Raw genomic sequence first — 24,601 nt, 5'->3', positions numbered from 1 at the left:
TGCAAAGTGAAACTATTTATCGCAAACAAAAACTACTCTACATGGTCACTTCGCGGTTGGCTGGTACTTCGCGGTTTCAACATTGATTTTGAAGAAGTTGAGCTGTCACTTTTTACTGATGAGTTTTATACCGAACTGAAAAAATACAGCGGTGCGGCGAAGGTCCCGATGCTAGTGGACAATGGTCTTCCGGTCTGGGAGTCACTTGCTATTTGCGAATACGTGAACGAGCAATATTTGCAGGGAAAAGGCTGGCCACAAAATGCGGCTGACCGAGCGAAGGCGCGCGCCATTTCTTCTGAAATGCATGCGGGTTTTGGTGGGGTGCGCAGTGAAATGCCAATGAACATTCGCGGCCGCCGCAAAATCTCACCTTCCGACACTTGCCTCAAAGACGTGCAGCGTATTGACGATATTTGGGCAGAGCAAATGGAAGTGTTTGCGGACAAAGGCGGTTATCTGTTTGGTGAATTTTCCATTGCGGATGCCATGTATGCGCCAGTTGCGCTGCGTTTCCTCACTTACGGCGTTCAACTGTCCGAGAAGGCCCAAATCTATGCGGATAACATTCTTGCAAATGCGGCGGTGCAGCAGTGGGTGGAAGAATCTAAGCAAGACTTGAGCGTGGTGCCGGAAGATGAAGCCGGTATCGAAATCAATGCTTATGCATAGTGTGTCGACGACAAGCGTGAAACATACCGAGTAATAACACCCTCTCAATCCTATCGATTTACCATACCTTTGACGGGCGTAAGCCCGTCTTTTTTTGCCTCAAACAGTCAGTTTGTCATCAAATCGGCCATTTCTTTGATGTAACCCATCGAATCCGTTTTTCACTTGCGTTTAAGGTGTGGTTTCATCCCGCAGAAAAGAAGTCGCACACCGATGACAAACATTAATCAAGAAAGACTGGTAGAGCATTTTATTGAGCTGGTGAAAATTGACAGCGAGTCAGGTAACGAGAAAGCCGTTGCCGAAGTGCTTGCGGAACAACTGGGCCAAATGGGCTTTGAAGTGACGAAGCTTCCTGTCCCAGACACCATTTCAAATGGCTTTAACATCTACGCGAAACTGCAAGGCGAGCTTGAAGGCAGCATTGTTTTCAGCAGCCATATGGATACGGTAACACCGGGTATCGGTATCGAGCCAATCATTGAAGACGGCATTATCCGTTCGAAAGGCAACACCATTTTGGGTGGCGATGATAAATCTGGCATCGCAGCGGTGATGGAAGCGGTTCGCACCATCAAAGCGAATGGCGAAGCGCACAAGACCATTGAAGTCGCGTTCACCGTGTATGAAGAGCTTGGCCTTGAAGGCGCGAAGCACTTTGACATGAGCAAGATTGAATCCAACCAAGCGATCGTGCTTGATTCAGGCGGCAACATTGGCACCATCATTACCACGGCTCCAGGTCAGCAAAGCCTGAAAGTGACCATCAAAGGTAAACCAGCGCACGCAGGTCTGGCACCAGAGACGGGCATCAATGCCCTGACGGTCGCTGCAGATGCGATCAGCAACATGACGCTAAGCCGTATTGACCATGAAACCACCGCAAACATTGGCGTGGTGCGTGGCGGACAAGCGACTAACATCGTGATGCCAGAGCTATACATTGAAGCGGAAGCGCGTTCGCTGGACGACGAGAAGCTGGCGAAGCAAGTGGCGCACATGATGTCAACGTTTGAAGCGGCGGCTGAAAAGCACGGTGCTGAGATCGAAATCGAGTCTACCCGTTCTTACAATGCTTACCGCATCGCGGATGACAACCCTCACGTTATTGCGATTAAAGCCGCATTCGAAGCCATCGGCATTGAACCAATGACCAAGCCAACGGGCGGCGGTTCTGATGCGAACGTCTTTAACGAGAAAGGCCTAACCACGGTTAACTTGTCTACAGGTATGTCAAAAGTTCACACCACTGATGAGTTCATCGCGATTGCTGATATGGTGTCTGTGACTGAATTCATTCGTTCATACCTGACGCGTTAATTTCAATCATACGATTTTTCAAAGCATCAAATGCCGCCTACATGGGCGGCATTTTTTTATCCAAGCACCTAGTATGAAACCCTGCTTCTAGGAAAACCAGACACTTAGGCTATGTTCTATGCAAATGGAAACAGCAACGTATGCCAGCAGCACCGCCATCACCCGAGTGAAATACGCAAAGTAACGAGGGTTTTCGATCTGTCGTCCAAGCGCTCCGCCAATTAGTGAGTAGGAAAGGGGCGCACCAAAGGCCAATATCGACAGGGCGACTGACCACAACACCCCCGTCATGCCGCTGATGTCTGCGGCGGGGAATTGTATGGTGACGATAGGCAGTGTTGCGACTAAGCCTTTTGGGTTGAGCAATTGCACGGTTAACCCTTGGCGAAACCTTAATCTTTCTTCCGTCTGTTTTTCCTCTTTCTCCGATGTATCTGTAATCGGTGAATGTTGCTGAAAACTTGCGTGCAGCAATTTGCTGGCAAGGTAAAGAATATAGCCGCTTCCTAGCAAGCTGGTGTAGGGCAATACGTTAGGGCTTATCAAAGAGTTACCCAGAAAACCAAGGCTAAGAAACAGCAATAACATCGCAACGCCAACCCCTGCAAAGAAGCCGAGGTTTTGTTTGGTTTTCCCGTTAACACCGCCGTTTAAGCCAAGAAAATTGACGGGGCCAGGGGAATACATGATGCCAAATGCATACGTCCAAATTTCGAACATAGAAGAGAACCCTTATTGTGTAGACGAGCGAATGCAATGCTTCTGATTTTGCCAATCGTGACAAAAAGAGCAGAGGCTCGGTTTACCGCGTGATAAGACGCGAGTGCGTAGAGAGTGGATCTCGGTTAAGAACCACGATGATCGATGAATGACCTAGCTGGAAGCGGGTGGTGGCAGTGCGCGTATCTGGAGTTGGTATTGTTTTGGCGTCATACCGTAGGCGCGCTTAAAGCGTCGATTTAAGTGGCTGCTGTCTGAAAAGCCAAAGGCTTGAGCAACATCGCTGGAAGGTAACCCTGTTTCCAACGCTTTCCGTGCACCATTGATGCGGCAATTGAGCACGTATTGGTGCGGTGTGATGCCGAATTGCGCGCGAAACAGCCGAATGAAGTGGAATTTCGACATAGACGCTGCATTCGCAATGTCATCAATGGCAATGTCTTTGTGAAGGTTGGCTTGGATGTAGTCTTTCGCCCGCAGCAACAGTGATTCTTTTCGGCTCGATGTTTCCATTTCATCAAGCAAACCTGCACTCGACACCATGGCGTGTGAAAGCTGAAATAAGGCGGATTCTTGCTCTATGCGACTGCTTTGCGGATCTTTCAATAACGAGGCCATGATCAGGGCTTGGTTGCGCAGGTCAACATTGTCGATACGACACCCTTCGATGCGGAGTGCGTTGGGTTGTTTCACGCCAAGCGCTCTGAATTGACTCTCTACGCTTTCAGGGTGCACATAGAGCATCAAGTACTCCAAATCTTGCAGGCCTCCCGAACAACCATCATGCACATCTTCAGGGTTAAACAGTAAAACGCTGCCTGCGGGGTTTTTATGAAATGCCCCTTGGCAGAAGAAATCTTGTCGCCCTTGTAGTGTGACCCCGATAGAGAACTCTTCATGTGCGTGTTTGTCATAGGCGAAGTCGCGCATATTGGCATCAAGCACCGACACACCGTTGAGGTGCGTGCTATTAACAAACTGGAAGCGATTACTTGAGTCCACGATGACAGTCCTTTTGGGTTCTCTTAACATCTTGGCAAACTATATGAGAGAAAAGAAAGCAAAACTTGAACAAAATTGCGCATCGTGACAGTGAAGGACATATCGCGTTAGGTGCAGGTGCAGGTGCAGGTGCAGGTGCAGGTATAGGTATTGCAGCTGCGAGGTGGTGTGATACAAAAAAGTTGGTTCGATATAAAGCGGTCAGTGACATCCTATAGACAGAAAACTGACAAAAAAGAGGCAGCGTCTTTAGACACTGCCCCTATTAAATAATCATTTCTTAGCGCTTACGCCGTATTAAAAACCACCGCCACTTTCAGGATAACCAAATGTCGAACCGCAGTGGTCACATTGTTGGTAAGAAGAGCCAAGCATCACATCGATGGAGTTCGATATAACGATGGTCGCGCGATGGAAAAGCGTGCTGTTTGCGTCCGCTTTCAGTGGTTCTAGGTCGATACGTTGGTGCGAAGTCATACACGCACACTCGTTGCAAAATAGCTTGTTTTCTTGGTCTGCCATGTCGCCTTCCTTGGTTCGGTGAACAGATTCGGATGACTTCACCCTACGTAGCGTGACGCTGAAAAATAGGTTAACGCCCTATATTTGTGACTCACATCACTGTATCTGGCGATGACTGCTGACGATTTGAACACCACGAACAGAAATCTTTACGAAGACGTTGAATGCTGGACGCTCTCTTGTTTTGCGATCCTCTTTCGTGCATTGATGGCGCAGCCTTTTTCATTCACTGGGCCTGATACTGCTAAAAATAGGGGAGGGGTAGCAGTATCTGGAGACAGCAAACCTTCGACGCTATATTTCAATCTTGCCGTATATGCATGAGCTGTGAGCATAGAATTTATCGGTTCTCCGTCTAGGAAGTATTGGATGTCATTCTTATTAAGGTACTGTGCGAGTAGCATGTTATCGCTCGCGTCTTCACCCAGAATATTAACCAATACTTCCTGGTGGCATTGGGCTCGTGAGAGCACATACACATAGCTGCTGTTATTGGTGTTTAATGCTGCTTTAAGATCAAGAGTCCAGCCTGAACTTGCTACGGTCTCTAAGAAGTGTGTCTCTGTTTTTTCATGTTGCGTGATAGCGGCAGTGCTCGTATAGCGAGCAACCTTTTGACCAAGACTCACTGTGGCGATGAGGATGAATAGAAAAATACAACCGTAGTGGGTTCGCATCATGTTATGCCTCCCTAACAGCATTTATTGGCGTTTTTTTGTCACTGAACAGCAAAGCAGATGCGGCAATTAGAGTGAGCAATACATTGTACACTTCGAGCCCGACACCTTCATGGACGACCAGGTAAATGTCGTAACTTATTGCCATTATGCCGATGCGCACGATGTTCAGTGACATCAATAGAACAATGATCGCGATTGGCCAAAGTGGGCGAATGGACTGTCCGCCTTTCAAAAAGAACAAAGACACCCATCCCAGCATGACGAAAGCAACATTGGAAAAACACGAACAGCCAATGCCGATGGAAAGATCATGGTTTCCGGTAAAAAGAAGGTGATTTCCGTTGATAATGAGTCCGTCATAAAGTAGCGAAAGCGTAGACCCAATGAGCCAAGTCTCAGCATCTAGTATTGGCGATGATGTGATTTTGAAAAGACAGGATTTCCAGATAAAGCTACCAGCAATCATCAGCCATAGCAGGTGCTGCGGCTTGGCACGCTGACAGAAGTAGATGCGCCATACTGATGCACACGCTAAACCGATCCATGCCACCAAGGTGCTAGGAATCAGACAAGCAAGTGAGAGAACGAGACAAGGAACGATAACGTTATCTGGCTTGTGGTTGTCTTTCCCCCGCTTCCAGTGAAGACACATTATGGTAAACAACGAGACAATCAAGACGGCGGGGAAGGGGTCGTTGGATTCTCCGTTAACCCAAAGAATAAGGTTGTAAGAGAGCCCATTCGCGACCGTTAGCAAGGCCAAAACAACATAAACGGTTTCGGTAAAGAAAATGGTTTTGCCATTGCGATTCTGGGCTTTCATTCTTGTCACCGTCAGGTCTGTTTAGAGACTAGGCCGCTGTGTTATCAGCATGTGAAACATTGGCTTTTCTGCGCTGTAATACAAAACCAACTGCGCCTGCAAGAAGTAGTACACCCGAACTAATAGCACTTGCGCCAAAATCGCCCATTGGAGCACTAGAACTTGAGGCACAGTGTGGATTACCCACGTGTTTACCCTTTCCACAAACGGCATCAGGCACTGCATAGGCTGCTGTTGAACACGCCAGTAACGTGACAAAACCAAGGGCTCGATAATATGTTTTCATTGTGATCTCCTAAATGTGATGTGCGTAGCTGTCTGGTTTCAATATAAAATTCAATTTGAAGAGAGATTTTCAATTTGCACTTATCCAATGGTGAATTGCGTAAAATTGCTCTCTTCCATTGATACAGTTCAAGCGCTGTGCCAACAAAAGGTGTTGTATGATTTTTTTAATCAAACTGTGAAGATAAATGGACGGTGAGGAAGTGCTGAAGCGCAACCTGAGAAGAGAGAAGAGAGAATATGGGAATGAGGAAACAAGAAAAAGGCCTGCAGATGCAGGCCTTTCAGCAGACATTACCGTCTCGGGTTAATCGACGCTGATGAGTATGCGACTCTCTTCCAACATGGTTGAGATAACGTCGGAGCCGGATGATGTTCCCGCCATTCCAAGGTTTTCTGCCAGCTCAGACACCGAGGTGTTACTGAACACGATTTGCTGGTCGATCACGTCGCCATCTGTCGAGATAGAAAGAATGGCTTCGTTTTCGTCGTTGTCTTCGAGAGATACAAGATAGTCACCAATACTTTCATTCTGGATGCCATCAAGGACATCGGTGAAATCCAGCACATCCATTGATGGCGAGTAATCTGTGATGGTGTCGATAGTCAATGGCGCTGCATCCCCCTGAAGGAAAGCAAAAGTATCTGAACCTTCGCCGCCAGTGAGTGTGTCAGACCCTGCACCACCAACGATGAGGTCATTGCCCAAACCACCGTCGATGTCATCATCACCCAGGCTACCGTAGAGGCCGTCATTGCCTTCTTCGCCACGAATGACGTTATTGTCCTCGTCGCCAATGAGCAGATTGTTGCCTTCAGTGCCGACAAGCTCATTATCATCTACCAGCGCATGAAGGTCTTTATCGACATCTTCGCCAGCTTTAATGTCTAGTGTGCTGTCTGCGTGCTCACCAAGATCGTTCACTAAGACGAGGTCAAAATGCTCAACTTGATCGTCCGCTATCGCATCATCAATCAAATGATAAGCGTATTCACCTTCTGCGTGACGTGGGTCGTCGCGTCCAAAGATGGTGAGTTCACCTTTGTCGGTTTCGATCACCACGGTTGATTCTGGCATTTCGTAAACGGTGCCATCAATGTTGATAGACTCGATGTGCCAATGCCCAATCATGTCTGCTTCAGAGAGTAGGGCGCCCGTCGCAAGGAAGTTGTCGTCTACTTGTGAAACAATGGCATGTTCTTCAAAAGAGAGCACACCTGATTGGGCAATCAAATCGTTGAAGTCTTCATCAGACACAAACTCAAAGTTGCTTTCATCAAGGTCATCTACTGCGACATCCACCAAACGTAGCGTGTTGTTACCCAGTGTGATCAAGGTGTCCAAGCCATCTTGTGTGAGCGTCAGCCCTGCAAGGGTAAAGGCACCGACCGAGCGAGGTAGTGAGATTTTGTCATCACGGACGCTGAAATCAGCCACGGTGTCATTCCCTTTGCCATCAAAGAGCACCACATTGTTGCCGCTGCCTAACGTGATGGTGTTGTTACCTTCACCACCATAAACCACGTCGCTACCGCTACTGCCGTATAGGTTATCGTTACCTTTGCCGCCGATCATGATGTCATCGCCGCTGCCGCCGTTCAGATCATCATCACCCAAACCACCAGACAAGATATCGTTATCATTTCCGCCGTAGAGGGTGTCGTTGCCGTCACCGCCGTTAATGGAGTCGTTACCGTTGCTGCCGTAGAGGGTATCAGCACCGTCGCCGCCATTGACGATATCGTTCCCGACGCCGCCGTACATTAAGTCGTCACCCAGACCGCCGTCTAAGTTGTCGTTGCCTTCGTCACCCCACAGGCTGTCGTTGCCTTTTCCACCCCATTGCGTGTCATTGCCGATGCCGCCGTAAAGCTTATCATCGCCTTTGTCACCCATGAGTAGGTCATTGTCTTCTGCGCCATAGAGAACGTCGTTTCCATCGTTGCCGCGAAGAACGTCATCGCCTGTACCGCCTTGCAGTTCATCAGCGCCTACACCGCCGTTGAGGGCGTCTTCGCCTTCATCGCCGTAAAGCACATCGTCGCCTTTACCGCCATTGAGTAAGTCTTCACCTGTGCCACCAACCAGCAGATCATTGCCGAGTCCGCCAATCAGGGTGTCATCGCCAGCATCGCCCTTCACGTAGTCATTGCCTTTTCCGCCGATGACGACATCATTGTCGTCACCACCGAACAAGCGATCATTGCCTACACCGCCGAGCAAGGTATCTTCACCTGCTGCACCATAAACCTCATCGTTCCCTTTGCCACCGTTTAGGGTGTCATTACCGATGCCACCTTGAAGCTCATCAGTACCAAGTCCGCCAACCAAGGTGTCATCACCTTCATCGCCGTGGAGAACATCGTTACCTTTACCGCCATTTAGCGTGTCGTTACCGATGCCGCCGTCGAGGTTATCATTGCCTTTTGCACCGAGAAGGACATCGTCACCTTCTTCGCCTTTAAGCCAGTCATTCCCCAAGCCACCGTTGAGCGTGTCTTGGCCTGTACCACCTTTCAGTTCATCGCTGCCGCGACCGCCATAAAGCATGTCATCGCCCGCATCGCCTTTGACGTAATCATTGCCTTTGCCGCCATTAACGACGTCGTTATCGTCGCCACCAAACAGACGGTCAGCACCGACACCACCTTGAAGATTATCTGCGCCTGCTGCGCCATAAAGTTCATCGTTGCCTCGGTTGCCTTTCAATGTATCGTCGCCAACGCCACCTTGAAGCTCATCAGCACCGAAACCGCCGAGCAAGGTGTCATCACCTTCATCACCGTGGAGAACGTCATTACCTCTTCCACCGTTGAGCACGTCGTCACCGATACCGCCATCAAGGTTGTCGTTCCCTTTGCCACCGAGAAGGGTATCGTTGCCTTCCTCGCCTTTAAGTAGGTCGTTGCCCAAGCCACCGTTGAGCGTATCTTGGCCGGTACCACCCTTTAGTTCATCGCTGCCGCGACCGCCGTAAAGCATGTCATCGCCCGCATCGCCTTTGAGGTAGTCATCCCCTTTGCCGCCTTTCACAACATCGTTGTCATCACCACCGAACAAACGGTCAGCGCCAATGCCGCCATGCAGGTTGTCTTCACCCGAGCCACCGTAGAGCGCGTCTTCGCCCTGATTGCCGCGTAGAATGTCGTTGTCATCGCCGCCTTGCAGTACATCAGCACCACGTCCGCCATTGAGGACATCGTCGCCTTCTTCACCGCGAAGCAGATCTGCGCCACGTCCACCGTTTAAGGTGTCATTGCCGTCGCTGCCGCGAAGCTCATCATTTCCGCGTCCGCCGAAGAGTGTGTCATCCCCGTCGTCGCCTTTGACATAATCATCGCCTTGACCGCCATGGAGAACATCGTTGTCGTCACCGCCGTAAAGTCGGTCTGCGCCTCGGCCGCCGTGCAGGTTGTCTTCACCTTCTGCGCCATAAAGCATGTCGCTGCCTTGGTTGCCTCGCAGCACATCGTCCCCGAGGCCGCCTTGCAATTCATCTGCGCCGCGTCCGCCTTTAAGGACATCATCGCCTTCATTGCCGTGGAGTTCATCGTTGCCTTTACCGCCGTGCAGAATATCGTTACCGGTACCACCGTTCAGGTCATCAGCACCTCGACCACCGAACAGGCGATCATCACCGGATTCACCAAAGATTTTGTCATCACCTTGGTTTCCGTAAAGGGTGTCGGCATGGCCAGTAAACTCGTAAACAACGCCGTCGATTTCCACGGTTTCGTAGACTTCAGCCAGCGACACTTGGTCAATCAGCGCGCCGTAGCTGTCTGATTGTCCCTCGCCTTTGAACGTGACGGTGAGGCTTTCTGTGCCTTCAGGCACAACAAACAAGGCTTCAAAAGAATGGAAGCTTTCATTTGATTGGGTGTTATCGAAAAATTGGGAATAAAGGACATTGCCTTCATTGTCTTCTACTTCAACCGAGAATTGGCTTGTCTCTGTGTTGCCACCGCGATAGCGGTTTGCATAATCAAAGCTTAAAGAAAGAGGGGAGGTTGAATCTGCAGAAATACCGGATACATCAACGGTTTGTTGTACGGTCGCATTCGCCGTCGAATCCAGCTCCATCACAGTGTTTGATGTACTATTTTGTGGACCACCACCGAAGCTGCCTTGTTGGAATTCCATGCGAACGTTGTCTGGTGTGCTCCAGCCTTCCACTTGATCGTCTTGGAAAAGCCCCCAGCGATTACCGGCATCATTGCCCCACGCTTCAAACTCACCGTTTACCAACTCACTTTCGCCGCGTGTTGCATTGTCGCCGTCGTCGCCAAAGATAACATCGTCACCACGACCGCCGCGGATGGTGTCATTGTCGCTATTGCTGTCGTCAATGACGGGGTTTTGTGTGACGTTAAGATCGAACGTAACATCGTTGTAGTTTGCATCACCCAAATCCCACAGGTCTTCCCAACTGGAGCGGGTACCGTCAAAGTTCTCGTGGTCCTCGCCGTCACCATTGGCATTGTCGTCAGAGACATAAACATCCAGTGATGACCCGTTTTGAGTGACGGTCGGGCGGGCGAGACTTAAATCAAGTTCGACATCACCCACTTCAAATCCGTTATTCCCACCATTTGGCACCAAGAAAAACCCAAGGGTTTCTGCACCAGAGGGTGAAATATTGATATCAATATTGTCCGCAGTTTTTGCGTTGGTAATGAGCACCTGCGCTTCAGTGACATTGCCATCACCATCTAGCAGGTAGTAACCCATGCTGTTTTTGTACCCTGCGACGCTTTCTACATCGGAGATGGAGATGTTAACGTCCCCATCACCTTGAAGCGTGAACAAGCTGCTGTTGGTTTGATGACCCAGTTCTATTGGATCTGCATCAACGTTGTTCGAACTAGGCGTGCCGTCAGGTTCGCCTGCATTACCGTATAGGCGGTCATCACCTCGGCCACCGAGAACAATGTCGTCACCGCCATCACCTTTAAGGGTATCTTCCCCGTTTCTGCCAACGATTTTGTCTCTTTGTTGCGTACCGTCCAGTGCGTCATCATCGGCTGTGCCTTGAATAACGTTATCAAAGGCAGGCGGTGCTACCTCTTGTTCTCGCGCTTCAGGCAACACTGACTCGATAGGATCTTGAACTGGGTCGTCTTCTTGTGGGGCTTCTTGGTTGAGTGCCGCGATAACGGGTTCGTCTTCAGCTATTACAGGTTCTACATTATTGTCGTTCTGTTCATCATTATTCACTGCTGTGCGACGAGAAGGTGAGAAGGCATCAAAGCGGGTAGTCACCAGTGAATTGAATTGATTCGCAGAAAGACTGAAGTCGGGGTTGAGATCGTTGATGTCGTTAAAAAGAGATTCGAGGAGAGATTCCTGCTCTTCATCAACATCGTCTTCTTCATCACCGAGGCCTGCAAAGAAGGTCGGTTGACTAACAGGTTGCCCTGCTGCTGGATCGCTTCCGTCTTGGCTAGTAGGGTCGTCGCCATTAGCAATGGCCTCAACAATACCTTCAACACCCTCGGGCAATTGAAGTTCCTTGTCTTCACCGTTTTCATCAATGAAAACCACTTCACCGTTGAGGGCGACAGAATTGTCTGACGTGTCAACAAATGTGGTTTTACCTTGTTGAGAAGTTAACAGATCTCCACGACCAATTTGATCGCCGGCTACTATCTCTCGCGTGCCACCATCTGGTGATACCGCGAAAGCTTGACCCTGTACCTGAGTAACGACAAGCTTCTCATCCATAAAATTTCACCTTCTTCTCGTTTTCTGAGTGCTCAAAAAGTGCACAGTGCTACAAGGTAAAAAATAGGCACAAGATTCAAGTGGCTCAAATATAAAATTAACGTCTCATATATGAGATTTGAATTTGAAGCAAATGTCAGAGAATTTTTGGGAGATTAAATTCTTATTTACAAGAGGTTAATGTGATTTTGAAAAAGGTGGGTAAATAAAGAGCATAACCAACGGTAAATACGCAAAACGCCGCAAAATGGAAATGTGTAAAGAAAGTAGACAAAAAATCCATTCTTCTATGCAATTGGTGGCATTGCTTTGACTGGTCGCTATTTCTCTGAGGGATTTATGTTTCGTTGTTACTTCCATCGCATTCTATTCACGTGATACACGTGACTAAAACACCTTGTGCTGAAATATCTATTTAGCCAAAGGATAAGGAATATGCAATGCGCTCAGAGGTTGAGGCGATCATTCAAATGAGGGAAGAACACGTTACCGCTGTGAGTGTTAATACAAATAAGAGCGTGATTGAGCGATTCTCTTTTCAAGCGCCTTCACTGATTGATAATGCAGCAGGGGAAACCGCGAACCGCGACATTGTTGTTTACCTTCCGCCAAGTTATGAAGCATCGCCTGATTGCTTTTACCCGATTGTTTATGTCCTACATGGCTATGATGCCTCACCTGAAAGTTGGTTTACGCAAGCTGAAGGCGTGCCAGCGCTTGATGAGATCATGGATTCGCTCATTGAGTCTGGTGAGGTGGAAGAGATGATCCTTGTGGCAGTCGACGGCACAAACTCTTTGTTCGGAAACTGGTATTTGAATTCAGATGTATCTGGCAACGCTATGGACTACGTTGCTAAAGATCTTATCGCTGAAGTAGAGAGCCGATATCGCGCCTGTAGCGATAAACGCGCATTGTTTGGGCACTCCATGGGGGGATTTGGGGCATTTAATATTGCCTTCCATTTTCCGAATACCTATCAAGCCATTGCTGCTCTGAGTCCTGCCGCCATGATGCTTGTTCCTCATGCCTACCAAGCGCATGCAGATTTCTTTGGCGATCAAATACGCCGCTATTACAACGACGAAGACGTAGCGTGGTTCATCATCGCCTATCTGTCGATTCTACGTGGCGTTGCCCCAAATGCAGCCAATGCGCCAAGTTTTATTGATCCCACCATGAAAGAAGCGATGGCGGCACTTGAAACCCTTGGGCTTTCGCAATTGTCGCAAACACACGCAAAAAGTGTTGGTTCACTGCCGTTTTACACTGAAATAGGCACACAAGAAGAGGATGTGTTCGACATGCCTGTGTTGACGCAGTTTGATCAAATGCTCGCCACGATGAAAGACAGTGGTTTGAATGTCACGCACACCACGTTTGAAGGTGGTCATGTTGATAAGATCTCGGACCAAATTACGCGTGCATTAACTTTTATTGGGCCATTTTTGCGATAACGCTAGGGTGTGAACGCGCCATGAAGCGTGACACCTGATTTCGTGTATTGCGCCTTTTTTTTAAATTTTCGTCGTCTTTTCTCTCGCTACCCCGTCTTATAAGCAAAGATACAATAAACGCCACATGCATAGCGTGTGGCGAATTTTATTAAGTTATTGCGATATATAAGAAAAATGACAATGAAATCAGATTCTGTTTTGGCTGGCACGCTTGGAGGCATCCGCCGAGGTATTGAAAAGGAAACCCTTCGCACCACAAAGAACGGCACATTCGCACAAACCCCTCACCCTAAATCACTAGGCGCAGCACTTACACATCCATTCATCACCACGGACTTTGCAGAAGCGCAGCTCGAACTCATCACGCCGGCATTTACAGACAAACTGCAGATGTTTGAACACTTGGCGTCGTTGCATCATTTCGTGGCAACTGAATTGCCAAAAAGTGAAATGCTTTGGGCGGGCAGCTTGCCGCCAGTATTGCCGAACGACGACGATATTACGATCGCGCAATATGGCACCTCGAATGCCGCACAGATGAAAATGAAATACCGCCAAGGGCTTGCGAACCGTTATGGCAAAAGGATGCAAACCATTTCCGGCATTCACTATAACTTTTCATTTCCAGAGCACTTTTGGCAGTACGTGCATGCACAAGAGAACAGTGAACTGGCACTGTCTGATTTTATCTCTGAAAAGTACTTTCACATGATCCGCAATGTGATTCGTCACGGTTGGATCGTTCCTTTCCTCTTTGGTGCATCACCCGCAGTAGATAAAAGCTATGTGGAAGGGCGTGAGCACAACCTAGAGCCGATGGGTGATGACACGTTTTATTTGCCTTGGGCAACATCGCTGCGTCTAAGCAATCTTGGTTATACCAATAGCGAGCAATCAAACTACCCCCTCAATTACGACAGCAAGATGACGTACTTGAAAGGTGTGTCTGATCTGCTTGCAATGACGAGTGATAAGTATCGTCTTCTCGATGACAATCAGCAGTTGAATGCGTCAGTGCTGCAACTCGAAAACGAGCTTTACAGTTCGGTACGTCCAAAGGTTGTGAGTGCGGATCTGCGTCCGCTGGACGCCATGTGTCAGCAAGGTGTGGAGTATGTCGAGTTGCGCACTGTCGACAACAATCCGTATTTGCCGCTGGGCATCAACGAAATGCAAAGTCATTTCCTCGATCTGTTCCTGACCTACTGTGCATTGTCGCCAAGCCCATCTTTGACACCCGAAGAACTCGCCGTTGTTCAACAGCGCGTTGAGTTGGTTGCCAGTATGGGTAGAAAACCTGATTTACTCCTGCCAACCCTTGAGGGTGAGCAGCGTTTGGCGGACATGGGGCAGACGTTACTGGCTTCAATGAAAGAGGTGGCGGCGCTGTTTGATACTGCGTTTAACACGCAAGCCTACTCACTCAGCGTGTCACTGGAACGCCAGAAGTTCGCTGACACCTCGCTGACGCCGTCAGCCATGCTACTGGCAGACATGCGTGCCAATGGCCTCGGTTATCGAGAACTGGTTCAACGTTTATCCGATGGCCACATGCAAACGCACGCCGCGTATTTGATTTCTGATGCTATGCACGCCGAACTTCATCAGTGGGTAGCGAAATCTATAGACGAACAAGATGCGTTGGAAGGGACACAAGATGTGCCATTTGATGCGTTTTTGCGTCGTAAAACCGCCATGACGTGCGATTGCTAATCCTTGCGCCAACTAACAGATAGATAACCCATGGAACTTATTTGGAAAATGCGCGGGTACATGAAGCTATGTACCCGCCGATACTTGATTGCGTTTGTCTCCTTGCAGACAGTGGCAATCTTAAACCTTGCGCCGCCTTGGCTTATTGGACGCATTGTTGATGCGATCAGTGCCGACACCTTAACGCCGTCGTTTCTGTTTTCACACCTTGCGGGCATTCTTGTCGCAGCGATTGCGATGTACGCGCTGCGCTATGTGTGGAATAGCCAGTTGTATGGTGCAGCCGTCGAGATCTCGCGTGTGATCCGCCGTGATCTGTTCTTACACTTCACCGCCATGTCGCCATCCTTTTATGGCAAACACAGCGCGGGGGATTTGATGGCACACGCCACCAATGATCTGAATGCAGTCGAAACCGCCGCGGGTGATGGTGTGATGACCTTGGTGGACTCGCTCATTGCGGGCTTTACCGTGATTTTCGGAATGGTGTTCTTGGTCAGCGGCCATTTAACGGCTGTCGCGTTGTTACCTTTTCCGTTACTGGTGTTTGTGACGAATCGCTACGGCGCGGGGATGCAAAAACACTTTGGTCGCGCACAACAAGCCTTCTCTCACCTCAATGAAGAAGTGCGAGAAACCGTTGCAGGTATTCGCGCAGTCCGCTCGCACGGCATCAATCAGCGCCAGCAGCAACGTTTTGGCGAAAAACTGGATGAAACCCTTGATGCGAACATTGCTGTGGCAAAAGTCGACGCCTTATTTGGCCCGACAATTCAGCTAATTTACGGCACGTCGTTTGTGATCACCTTGGCGTACGGCGGTTGGCTGATCAGCAACAACACCATCACGGTGGGGTTGTTTACCAGCTTCACCTTGTACTTGGCGCAGTTGCTTGGGCCTTTCTTGCAGTTTGGTTGGCAGTTCAACGTGTTCCAACGCGGGAATACCTCGTGGAAGCGCCTTGAAGCCTTGTTTGCCCAAAAGCCCGACGTGGTGGAGGGGACTAAGACCCTGCAGGTTGATCAAGCCGCAACACTGGCGGTCAACATTGGCGCGTTTTCTTATTCGCACACCAAGGTGTTGGAAGATATTCACTTTACCTTGCCTGCCCGCGGGCTTATTGGTGTCACGGGGCCAACAGGGGGTGGCAAGAGCACGCTGATCAGCTTGATCATGCGTCAATACGGTCTGTCCGATCCTCAATCAGAGATTACGCTGGCGGGGGTAAATACGCAGGAACTTACCTTTGATGCACTGCGTGGGAAGCTGGCTTGGGTGCCACAAAAGCCGATGCTTTTCTCTGGCTCCATCTCGGACAACATTGCCCTTGGAAAGCCAAGTGCGACCCATGAAGAAATCGCATTTGCCGCTGAGATGGCGGGCATTAAGCCTGAAATCGATGCCATGACAGACGGTTTCAATACCCAGCTGAGTGAAAACGGTGCGAACCTGTCAGGCGGCCAGAAGCAACGCATTGCGCTCGCAAGGGCATTGATGACAGATGCCGACATCTTGCTGCTCGACGACCCGTTTAGCGCGCTCGACATGAAGACCGAATCCTTGGTGAGGCATAACTTGCGCACGTATTTCAGCCACAAATCCATGTTATTGGTGACACAGCGCCTGCCAAATCTGCGCCATGCGGATGACATTCTCGTGTTAGAGCAGGGCACGGTCGTCGAACGCGGCAATCACTCTGCACTAATGGCAACGGATGGTTGGTATGCCAAAGTGTATGAGCGACAAGCACACGCTGATGTTCAGTTGCGCCCTGAGGCCGTAAATCTAATGGCGGCGAATCAGAATGAAGAAGGAGGTTGCCATGTTGAGTAAATCCATGAAGCGACTGGTTCGCTACACCTTTCCTCACAAGGCAAGGTTTGCTGTGGCCTTTTCGTTCTTGCTGGTGGCAGTGACCGCAGAAATGGCCATCCCTTGGCTGGCCAAAATCATTATTGATGAAGTAATTGTGCCTCAGCAATTTGAATGGCAGCACCTTGGCTATTTGAGTGCGGCGGTGTTGGCACTGTATGTGGTGCAAGCGGGTTTCCAGTACCTGCAATCGCTCTCGTTCAAACACAGTGCCTTGTTGGTGGTGAACGATGTAAGAAAGCAATTGTTTGATCACGTACTGAAGCTGCCCATCGCGGCGTTTGATCGTCTGTCCACGGGGCGCATGGTGTCTTATGTCACTAACGACACCGAGTCTTTGCGCGACCTGTTTGTTTCGACGTTTCCGACCATCATTCAGGGCAGCTTGCGTATTATCGGTATTTTCATTGCCATTGCGTTATTGGATTGGCGTTTAGCGCTGATCAGTTTGGCGCTGATTCCTGTGTTGCTGGCAACCATGCAGATTTATCGCAAGGTCTCCACGCCTGTGTTTGATGGGATTCGTATTCAGATTAGCCACATCAACAACACCATCAGTGAATCGCTGCAAGGTATGTCGCTGGTACAGGCGTTTCGACAAGAAAACACCTTCAAGGCCAAATTCGAAAAAGACAACGACGCATGGTTTGGATTTCGCACCCGTTCTATCGCGGTAGATAGCCTTATGTTGCTGCCGTTTACCCGGCTCGTTGGGTCATTGACCGCATTGGGTATCGTGGCTTGGTTTGGTAGCGCATCGCTGCAAACCGTGGTTGAAATCGGCACGCTTTATGCGTTCCTCAATTACATCGAACGCTTCTTTGAACCCTTTAGACAATTGTCGATGGAGTTGCGAAAAATGCAGGTTGCTCTGGTGTCATCTGCGCGTATTTTCGAAATTCTTGATGAACCAACACAACATAATCACCAAGAAAACGCACCAATCTTGCCACTTGCGCGAGATAAAGACATCGAGTTCAAAGATGTTCGACTAGCGTATGAGGAGGGTGTGAATGCATTAGACGGAGTGAGTTTCGTTGCCAAGAGCGGTCAGTTCACCGCGATTGTTGGTCCAAGCGGCAGTGGTAAAAGCTCGGTGGTTAACTTGCTGATGCGTTTTTATCCGCATCATGAAGGTGAAATTCTGGTGGGTGGGCAGCCGATTGATGCATTGCCAGATGCGCAGATCCGCCGCTTGTTCGGGTTGGTGTCGCAAGACCCTTATATGTTTAGCGGCTCGGTTCGCGAGAATATCGATTTATTGTCACAAGATGCCAATGCTGAAACGGCGGTGACTGCGGCAACTGCCGTGAATGCTTCGCGGTTTATCGATCGCTTACCTGAAGGGTATGAGCATCATCCAGGTCATGGTGGTGCGTCTTTGTCGGTAGGCGAGAAACAACTTATCGCCTTAGCGAGGGTGTTTGCCCACAGCCCTGACATCTATTTGTTGGATGAAGCGACTGCAAACATTGACAGTGAAACGGAAGAGGCAGTAAAAAGCGCGCTATCGAATATTCAGCATGGGCGCACGGTTATCGCCGTCGCGCATCGGTTATCAACGATTAAGAATGCCGACCAAATTTTGGTGATGAGCAAAGGGAAGATTGTTCAACGAGGTACACACGACGAGCTGGTCTCACAGTCGGGTGAATATCGCGAGTTATACCTCGCGCAAAAAGAACAAGAAGAACATGAAACTGAAAATGCCCATCTCGGTTTGGCAACAGCATGAAACCATGGATGTTTCTCCATCCATTGGCGTTCATAACGGCATTCAAAGACGTGCAAATGTGTGCGTGAAAAGTGAAACGGTAAACATGATGAAGACGTCAATACTCGAAAAGCAACGCGTTGAAGAGCAGTACCTGAATACACAAACCGTCGATGAGGTGTGTGAGTGGCAAATCATGCATGGTGTTGCCATCAAAAACAGTGATGGTACCGCACGTCATTGTCCTTTTAGTATTGCGCCAATGACCATGAAGCGTCGTGTGTTTGAGCACCTAAAAGCGGTGACGCCGATGCTTACCAACCTTATTAACAAAGTGTCAGAAGACATGCCTTTTTTGCAGTCTTCGTTGAGCAACATGGCAAATGCCGACCCTTTCTTTGGTCGCTTGATCAAAATGCATGCACAGATCCACGGCACGGAAGATGCACCCAAAACCGCACTGCGTAAGCCTTTGCTTCTGATGCGTACCGATTTCATGGATGATCGCCAACAAGGCGCAAAAGTGATCGAGTTTAACGGTATTGCTGCAGGCATGGGGCCCTTTGGTCAACGCGCGAATGAGATGCACGATTATGTGCGTAGACAGTGGCCTGAAATCTATCAGGATTGGGTAGAGTCACCGGCGGCGAAGCCTGCAGATAATGTATGTTTGGAACAACTGGCACACGGCATTGCGACAGCAGCACAAGACATTCGCACAGCGTTTGGCACGCCAACTCAACAACAAGAACAACACACGTTCTTGATGGTTGTGCAGAAACACGAAGACAATGTGTACGACCAACATTTGCTTGAAGTTGCGCTACAGCAGCTCGGTGTGCGCACCGTTCGTCGAACCTTTGACCAACTTTCGACGCAGCTTTCGACAGGTGAAAACCAACGCTTAATGTTGAAAGACATCGGCGCGGTGGATGTGGTATACCTTCGCGCTGGCTACCAATACTCAGACTACTTTGCCCCTGAACTGCGTGAAGCCAATTGCTGCCACACCTTGAGTCAAACACGCGTGTTCATTGAACAACACAACGTGGCAGTTAACGCCACGGTTGGTCAACAGCTTGCCACCAGCAAGACCATGCAAATGATCCTGACCATGATGACCGCGCAAGAGTTAACGCATTGGGGATTGAGCGAAGAGGATGCCACACTGGTCAAAAGTGTGTTGGCAGATATGCTGCCAATCCATTCTGAAGCGATAGCATGGTTTAATCGCGATGCAGAGAAGCGCGAATGGGTACTTAAGAACCAAGGTGAGGGTGGTGGTCACTGTGTGTTCGGAGACGACATTTCAGCAAAACTGGCGGCGCTGAAACCCGAAGATTATGATGCGTGGGCGTTGATGCAGCGTTTGTATCCTCATGAGCGCGAACGTCCAACCATTGCTGTGCGCAATGGCGAGCAAACGCTGGTGGACGATCTTGTCAGTGAAATTGGCCTGTTTACCGCGTATTTCGACGGGAAACCCGTCACTGACTTTGAAGGCTATGCGGGTTATTTGGTGCGCAGCAAGCCAGCAAAAGAAAATGAAGGCGGCATTCATAGCGGTAAGGGGATACTCGATTCTATTACTCTTATCGACTAGCATGCCTGTAAGTAGAGTTACCCAAGCAAATTTTCACTGAAGAGCATCTTGAGGTTGTTTGGGTTTTGATCGATAGCTGCGGAACATCGCGGCTATCGAATATTAAGAGTAAAACGATGACGATCGAAGCTGTTTGGCATGAGTATCAATCTAGCGTAAAAGCCTTTCTCCACGCAAAAGTGTCGAATCCCGACGATGTTGACGACCTTCTCCAAGACATTCTCTTGAAAACCTACCTTCATCTCAACGAAGTGAAAGACAGAGCCAAGGTGAAATCCTGGCTGTTCCAAATTGCCAACAATGCCATTGTTGATTTCTATCGTGAGAAAGGGCGTTCAAAGCGTATTTCTCAAGATGACTTGTGGTTTGAGCGTGAGAAAGAACAGGTGCGTGAAGATCTCGTGTCATGCTTGCTTCCGTTTATTCAAGCGCTTCCTCATGAAGATGCTGAAATGCTGACATCCATCGAACTGAATGGACAATCTCAAAAAGCGTATGCGGAAGAACAAGGCATAAATTATTCCACCTTGAAATCTCGTCTGCAAAAAAGCCGCGAAAAAGTCAACGCGCTGTTTCAGGATTGCTGTGAGCTCTCACTCGACAAAAATGGCAGTGTCATTGATTACGAAGCGCGCCAAAAAAACGGGAAATATTGTTAGGATCTGTTGATCTTTGGTGGCGAAGTTTTGCCTAAAATTTGCCCTTTCATAACGCGTTCATTAAATGGCACGGAATGTGTTGGCATTGGCTTATGCAACCCGACTCTATCTTTGCCTAATAATCTAATCACCTGTCTCTTATGTCGGCACTATTGCCGCGTTAATGACGCGCTTTTTTGCGTTAATAGGCATAAAAATAGTGAGTGAAAACGGGTAATTAGCAGTATTGAGAAAGAAGTCAAGCGATGTTGTGTCAGGAATTCTAGGTTCGCTAAAAGCCGCATTCTCGCTGCTTTTCGTCCTGAAATGGCGACATTGAATAAGCCGAGAATCTAGTCAATATTTTGCTAAATTGTAAAGATTCCCAAACTTACAAAACCTCACTATTGTTACATCGGTCATAATCAGCCTACTAATGGCATACGCGTCAATGCCAGCGTTTTTCTATAACAGGAAGAGGCTAGACCATGCACAATCAACCGAGAACCAAAGATCTCCCTTCTTTTATCGAACAACGCCTGAATTTCTTCGTTCAAGACTTGTTTGAACCCTTTAACGACAACATTCCGTTGCCTGTGGGTCAAAAACCAAGTCGTGACGCCGTAACGATGCAAAGCAATGATTATCTTGCTTTGTCTTTGAACGATGAAATTCAGTCTGCTCACATGCAAGCTATCTCGAACAGTGATGAGAACGTCGTGATGTCGGCGGTCTTTTTACAAGATGAGGCATCTAAACCTGATCTCGAGAAACGGCTCGCTTCCTATGTTGGCATGGAAAGCTGTGTGCTTTCTCAGTCTGGCTGGGCGGCGAACATTGGCTTGCTACAGACCATTTGCGCCCCAGAAACTCCGGTGTATATCGATTTCTTCGCGCATATGTCGATGTGGGAAGGTGCGAGAATTTCCGGAGCGAAGATCCGCCCATTTATGCACAACAACGTTGCTCATCTGCGAAAGCAGATTAAGCGTCACGGTGCGGGTATTATTTTGGTGGACTCCGTTTACAGTACAATCGGCACGGTTGCACCCCTTGAAGCCATCTACGAAGTGGCAAAAGAGTTCGATTGTGCGCTGGTGGTGGATGAATCCCATTCGTTGGGTACGCACGGCCCTGAAGGTTCAGGCCTTGTTAGGGAGTTGGGGCTTGAGCAAGACGTGGATTTTATCACCACCAGTCTTGCAAAGGCATTTGCTTACCGTGCGGGTGCCATTATGGGCCCTAATAAACTGATGCAAGCGCTGCCTTTCGTGTCATTTCCAGCCATTTTTAGTTCGACGGTACTGCCACAAGAAATCGTCAGATTAGAATCTACGCTGGACGTTATTCAACGTTCTGATGATAAACGAAAGCGGCTCTTTGAAGTGGCGGAAATATTGCGTACAGGGCTGAAAAACATTGGTTTTACGGTTCGTAGTGAGTCGCAAATTATTGCACTGGAATGTGGTAGCGAAAAAAACACTGAGCGTGTGAGAGACTTTCTTGAAAACAGACATGTCTTTGGTTCTGTGTTTTGTCGACCAGCAACACCGAGGAATAAAGCCATTATTCGTTTCTCGTTAAGTGCTGATATGACGAATCGTGATATCGATTATGTGTTAACAGTTTGCCAAGCTGCGTATGACAGCCCTGACCTTGAGTTTGTGTAGTCTTTATGATGTAGCTAACACATTCGCGTTAACGTAAAAGCTCAGCCTTGTGCTGAGCTTTTTTTTCTGTGTATCGATAGCATTTGGAAACCCAAAGATCAGGACACCCAGGTCGCAATCTTATCGTGGAGGCGTTTTCTATCGGAAGGTTTCACGATGAAATCAGACATGCCAGAAGACGCCACTTTGTCTAAGGTAGACCTTGAACTGTCACCCGTGTGCGCAATGATCGGTACGCTAGAATAACTTTTTCCCGAGTCTCGAATAATACGTGACGCTTCCACGCCGCTCATTACCGGCATTTCTATGTCCATGAGTACTAAATCAACGCGCTTGTTATCTAAGGTTTCAATGGCTTCTCCACCGTCTTTGCATTGGATAACATTGAATCCCAACTTCTCTAGAAGTTTCGCGGTAAATTTTCGCAAGGTTTCACTGTCATCGACCACCAAAATGGTGTGCTTTTGAGGTTCTAAAACACACTGAAGCGGTGCCATCACATCCTGCTCTGTCGCATCAAACAGCAGACCTTTGATGGCTGATGGCGCATTGAGTAACCAAGAGCGTGTTTCAATCCAAACTGGATTGAAGACGGCATTGGTCTGATAATCCGTCGCACAGTGCTGGAATAAGTAAATAATACGCGCATTGGTAAAGGAAAGCAGGGGTTCAATGTGCGTGAGGATATCGCCATTGGCGACCATGCTTTCTAAGTCAATAAAGACTAAATCGTACTCAAATTCATGTTCTTTCTTTTGCAGCATGGAAAGGGTACTCATGCTGTCCACACGCATGCTCAGCGCTTTACCGGTATCTACTGCTTTTGATGTAAGGATGCTTTGGTCACTTACAATCAACATGGATTTGAGGTGCAGGACATTCCGCTCAATGACATCGACGGCATCAGAATGTAGTGCAGGGAAACTGAGGGTAAATTCGGACCATGCACCCAGCTCTGAGGTACAGGAGATATTTCCGCCAAATGCCACCATCACTTTCTTACAGAAGGGTAACCCTAACCCATAGCTGCCTGAGCGCCCAGTGGTGTAGAAGTTGTCGAAGATGTGTTCGATGATTTCATCTGGAATGCCGGAGCCATTGTCTTTCACGATAATACGACTTTCGTGCTCGTCGGATTCAAGTGTGACCTTGATATGGAAGTTCTCTGCACTTCGATGATGAAAGGCATTTTTAAACAGATTGTAGATAACGTACTTGAGTAAGGTATCACTGCCTAAAAATTCAAATTCGTCCCGAATATCGATAGAAATCAAAAAACGATCCGTTGCGCTCTTATAGCCAAAACTTGTCATGGCGTTTTCTAAAACGTGCTGCGCCGAGTGCTTTTTGAAGGTGGAGCGAGAAACACGGTTCTCATCGATCGAGGTGAGCAAAAGATCAATGGTCTCATTTCCCGCCCGAATGATGTTCATTGCGTCATGGCTAATCTCACGCAGTAAAAGTGCGTCTTCAGCAGAGAGGGTGTAGTTGGCTTTCTTTTGTTCGTGGGGGTTGGGCAGGATGGCTTGAATCAAATCAATGGAAGTACATAGCCCACTGAGCGGGTTGCGCATCTCATGAGCGATGCCTGCCCCGAACACTTTGGCAATCGAGACTTTGGTTTCGTGTTCCATTTGATTGCGAAAGTAGAAGAGATTCCCAAACATATACATGAACAGGAAGATAGGAACATAGGTCCAATTCATGGTTAATGCGAGGTGGTAGTCTTTTGAAACCCACGCGAAGAAGATGGCAAGGGTGATACCAATAAAGGTTTGGATAAACATCACCCGTGTGATGTGTACCATCAATATATGAACGAAAATCGCTGCCATACAAGAGAGTAGCCACACGCTCGACCAATCATTCATAAAGAGCATATAGAAAAAGAAGAAGGGGAGGCAGACGGTCATGGCGACTTGATAATACAAATGCATATTATCCTGCCATGCGAGCTTTACTTTATTACGGAACAAAATGATGAGAAAAAGAACGGAACAGAAGAGGCGAAGTGGCAGGTTTTCATAAGGTTGCGGGAAGATATATTGCCAGACAACAAAATACGCGGGGAAGCCGATGAGCCCCATCCATCCGATTAACGTCAGATTAGGCTCAGCATATTGATATACTTTGCGAAACGCCGCATCCATGCTCTCGATAGTAATTTTCCTAACCCTCACCAAAC

General features: G+C 48.5%; 18 protein-coding genes. 10 read left to right on the top strand and 8 right to left on the bottom strand.

What is annotated here, in order from left to right:
• Positions 1-6 precede the first annotated feature (6 nt).
• Together BCT27_RS10530 and BCT27_RS10525 are read left to right on the top strand one after the other, a co-directional pair.
• A complete protein-coding gene (locus tag BCT27_RS10530; protein ID WP_102395777.1) occupies positions 7-672 on the top strand; it encodes a glutathione S-transferase family protein in 666 nt (221 codons plus the stop codon).
• A gap of 213 nt (positions 673-885) precedes the next feature.
• Complete coding sequence (locus tag BCT27_RS10525) at positions 886-1,992, top strand: M20/M25/M40 family metallo-hydrolase (protein ID WP_102395776.1); 1,107 nt, start codon at positions 886-888, stop codon at positions 1,990-1,992.
• 87 nt (positions 1,993-2,079) lie between these two features.
• On the opposite strand, the gene BCT27_RS10520 is transcribed toward BCT27_RS10525, so the two are convergent.
• Entirely contained in the window at positions 2,080-2,712 is a 633-nt protein-coding gene (locus BCT27_RS10520; protein ID WP_102395775.1) for a LysE family translocator, read from the bottom strand.
• 153 nt (positions 2,713-2,865) lie between these two features.
• The gene (locus BCT27_RS10515) at positions 2,866-3,714 is read right to left on the bottom strand and encodes an AraC family transcriptional regulator (protein WP_102316928.1); all 849 of its coding nucleotides are present in this window, start codon (positions 3,712-3,714) and stop codon (positions 2,866-2,868) included.
• 65 nt (positions 3,715-3,779) lie between these two features.
• Here BCT27_RS10515 and BCT27_RS25475 point away from each other — a divergent pair, with 65 nt between their 5' ends.
• Positions 3,780-3,932, top strand: coding sequence for a hypothetical protein (locus BCT27_RS25475; RefSeq protein WP_157939236.1), 153 nt, complete (start codon positions 3,780-3,782; stop codon positions 3,930-3,932).
• Positions 3,933-4,011: 79 nt separating this feature from the next.
• On the opposite strand, the gene BCT27_RS10510 is transcribed toward BCT27_RS25475, so the two are convergent.
• The 5 genes from BCT27_RS10510 to BCT27_RS10490 all read right to left on the bottom strand — a co-directional run bounded on the left by BCT27_RS10510 (position 4,012) and on the right by BCT27_RS10490 (position 11,749).
• Positions 4,012-4,236: a hypothetical protein gene (locus tag BCT27_RS10510; protein ID WP_017008404.1), complete on the bottom strand. Its 225-nt coding sequence runs from the start codon at positions 4,234-4,236 to the stop codon at positions 4,012-4,014.
• A 149-nt stretch (positions 4,237-4,385) separates the two neighbouring features.
• Complete coding sequence (locus tag BCT27_RS10505; protein WP_102395774.1) at positions 4,386-4,916, bottom strand: hypothetical protein; 531 nt, start codon at positions 4,914-4,916, stop codon at positions 4,386-4,388.
• A gap of 1 nt (position 4,917) precedes the next feature.
• Positions 4,918-5,739, bottom strand: a complete 822-nt coding sequence (locus BCT27_RS10500) for a hypothetical protein (RefSeq protein ID WP_102395773.1) — start codon at positions 5,737-5,739, stop codon at positions 4,918-4,920.
• Between the two features lie 28 nt (positions 5,740-5,767).
• Positions 5,768-6,025 carry a hypothetical protein gene (locus BCT27_RS10495; protein WP_102395772.1) on the bottom strand — a complete coding sequence of 86 codons (258 nt, stop codon included), beginning with the start codon at positions 6,023-6,025 and terminating at the stop codon, positions 5,768-5,770.
• Between the two features lie 306 nt (positions 6,026-6,331).
• On the bottom strand, positions 6,332-11,749 hold the full coding sequence (locus BCT27_RS10490) for a DUF4114 domain-containing protein (RefSeq protein ID WP_102395771.1): 5,418 nt from the start codon (positions 11,747-11,749) through the stop codon (positions 6,332-6,334).
• A gap of 440 nt (positions 11,750-12,189) precedes the next feature.
• On the opposite strand from BCT27_RS10490, the gene BCT27_RS10485 reads away from it, so the two are divergent.
• The 7 genes from BCT27_RS10485 to cqsA all read left to right on the top strand — a co-directional run bounded on the left by BCT27_RS10485 (position 12,190) and on the right by cqsA (position 22,416).
• Complete coding sequence (locus BCT27_RS10485) at positions 12,190-13,206, top strand: alpha/beta hydrolase (RefSeq protein WP_102395770.1); 1,017 nt, start codon at positions 12,190-12,192, stop codon at positions 13,204-13,206.
• A 180-nt stretch (positions 13,207-13,386) separates the two neighbouring features.
• Positions 13,387-14,919 (top strand): glutamate--cysteine ligase, encoded by a 1,533-nt coding sequence (gshA, locus tag BCT27_RS10480; RefSeq protein ID WP_102395769.1) that lies wholly within the window; start codon positions 13,387-13,389, stop codon positions 14,917-14,919.
• A gap of 30 nt (positions 14,920-14,949) precedes the next feature.
• Positions 14,950-16,752, top strand: coding sequence for an ABC transporter ATP-binding protein (locus BCT27_RS10475; protein ID WP_102395768.1), 1,803 nt, complete (start codon positions 14,950-14,952; stop codon positions 16,750-16,752).
• Positions 16,742-18,526 carry an ABC transporter ATP-binding protein gene (locus BCT27_RS10470; RefSeq protein ID WP_102395767.1) on the top strand — a complete coding sequence of 595 codons (1,785 nt, stop codon included), beginning with the start codon at positions 16,742-16,744 and terminating at the stop codon, positions 18,524-18,526. Before BCT27_RS10475 ends, BCT27_RS10470 begins: the two co-directional genes overlap by 11 nt.
• 88 nt (positions 18,527-18,614) lie before the next feature.
• Entirely contained in the window at positions 18,615-20,108 is a 1,494-nt protein-coding gene (locus BCT27_RS10465) for a glutathione synthase (protein WP_198597548.1), read from the top strand.
• A gap of 116 nt (positions 20,109-20,224) precedes the next feature.
• Entirely contained in the window at positions 20,225-20,767 is a 543-nt protein-coding gene (sigZ, locus tag BCT27_RS10460; protein WP_102395765.1) for an RNA polymerase sigma factor SigZ, read from the top strand.
• A 467-nt stretch (positions 20,768-21,234) separates the two neighbouring features.
• Complete coding sequence (gene cqsA / locus BCT27_RS10455) at positions 21,235-22,416, top strand: alpha-hydroxyketone-type quorum-sensing autoinducer synthase (protein WP_102390811.1); 1,182 nt, start codon at positions 21,235-21,237, stop codon at positions 22,414-22,416.
• Positions 22,417-22,514: 98 nt separating this feature from the next.
• Here the strand turns inward: cqsA and BCT27_RS10450 are convergent, their stop codons facing one another.
• Positions 22,515-24,566: a hybrid sensor histidine kinase/response regulator gene (locus BCT27_RS10450; protein ID WP_102395764.1), complete on the bottom strand. Its 2,052-nt coding sequence runs from the start codon at positions 24,564-24,566 to the stop codon at positions 22,515-22,517.
• Positions 24,567-24,601: the final 35 nt, after the last annotated feature.

The sequence above is a fragment of the Enterovibrio norvegicus genome (genome assembly GCF_002876705.1).
Lineage (GTDB): Bacteria > Pseudomonadota > Gammaproteobacteria > Enterobacterales > Vibrionaceae > Enterovibrio > Enterovibrio norvegicus_B.
The sequence above is the reverse complement of the archived record's forward strand: the minus strand, read 5'-3'. Positions and strand labels throughout refer to the sequence as shown.

Excerpts from the sequence above, each read along its gene's own strand:
- BCT27_RS10525 (WP_102395776.1), top strand. The coding sequence starts at position 886 with ATGACAAACATTAATCAAGAAAGACTGGTAGAGCATTTTATTGAGCTG.
- BCT27_RS10520 (WP_102395775.1), bottom strand. The coding sequence starts at position 2,712 with ATGTTCGAAATTTGGACGTATGCATTTGGCATCATGTATTCCCCTGGC.
- BCT27_RS10510 (WP_017008404.1), bottom strand. The coding sequence starts at position 4,236 with ATGGCAGACCAAGAAAACAAGCTATTTTGCAACGAGTGTGCGTGTATG.
- BCT27_RS10505 (WP_102395774.1), bottom strand. The coding sequence starts at position 4,916 with ATGATGCGAACCCACTACGGTTGTATTTTTCTATTCATCCTCATCGCC.
- BCT27_RS10500 (WP_102395773.1), bottom strand. The coding sequence starts at position 5,739 with ATGAAAGCCCAGAATCGCAATGGCAAAACCATTTTCTTTACCGAAACC.
- BCT27_RS10495 (WP_102395772.1), bottom strand. The coding sequence starts at position 6,025 with ATGAAAACATATTATCGAGCCCTTGGTTTTGTCACGTTACTGGCGTGT.
- BCT27_RS10490 (WP_102395771.1), bottom strand. The coding sequence starts at position 11,749 with ATGGATGAGAAGCTTGTCGTTACTCAGGTACAGGGTCAAGCTTTCGCG.
- BCT27_RS10485 (WP_102395770.1), top strand. The coding sequence starts at position 12,190 with ATGCGCTCAGAGGTTGAGGCGATCATTCAAATGAGGGAAGAACACGTT.
- gshA (WP_102395769.1), top strand. The coding sequence starts at position 13,387 with ATGAAATCAGATTCTGTTTTGGCTGGCACGCTTGGAGGCATCCGCCGA.
- BCT27_RS10475 (WP_102395768.1), top strand. The coding sequence starts at position 14,950 with ATGGAACTTATTTGGAAAATGCGCGGGTACATGAAGCTATGTACCCGC.
- BCT27_RS10470 (WP_102395767.1), top strand. The coding sequence starts at position 16,742 with ATGTTGAGTAAATCCATGAAGCGACTGGTTCGCTACACCTTTCCTCAC.
- BCT27_RS10465 (WP_198597548.1), top strand. The coding sequence starts at position 18,615 with ATGAAGACGTCAATACTCGAAAAGCAACGCGTTGAAGAGCAGTACCTG.
- sigZ (WP_102395765.1), top strand. The coding sequence starts at position 20,225 with ATGACGATCGAAGCTGTTTGGCATGAGTATCAATCTAGCGTAAAAGCC.
- cqsA (WP_102390811.1), top strand. The coding sequence starts at position 21,235 with ATGCACAATCAACCGAGAACCAAAGATCTCCCTTCTTTTATCGAACAA.
- BCT27_RS10450 (WP_102395764.1), bottom strand. The coding sequence starts at position 24,566 with ATGGATGCGGCGTTTCGCAAAGTATATCAATATGCTGAGCCTAATCTG.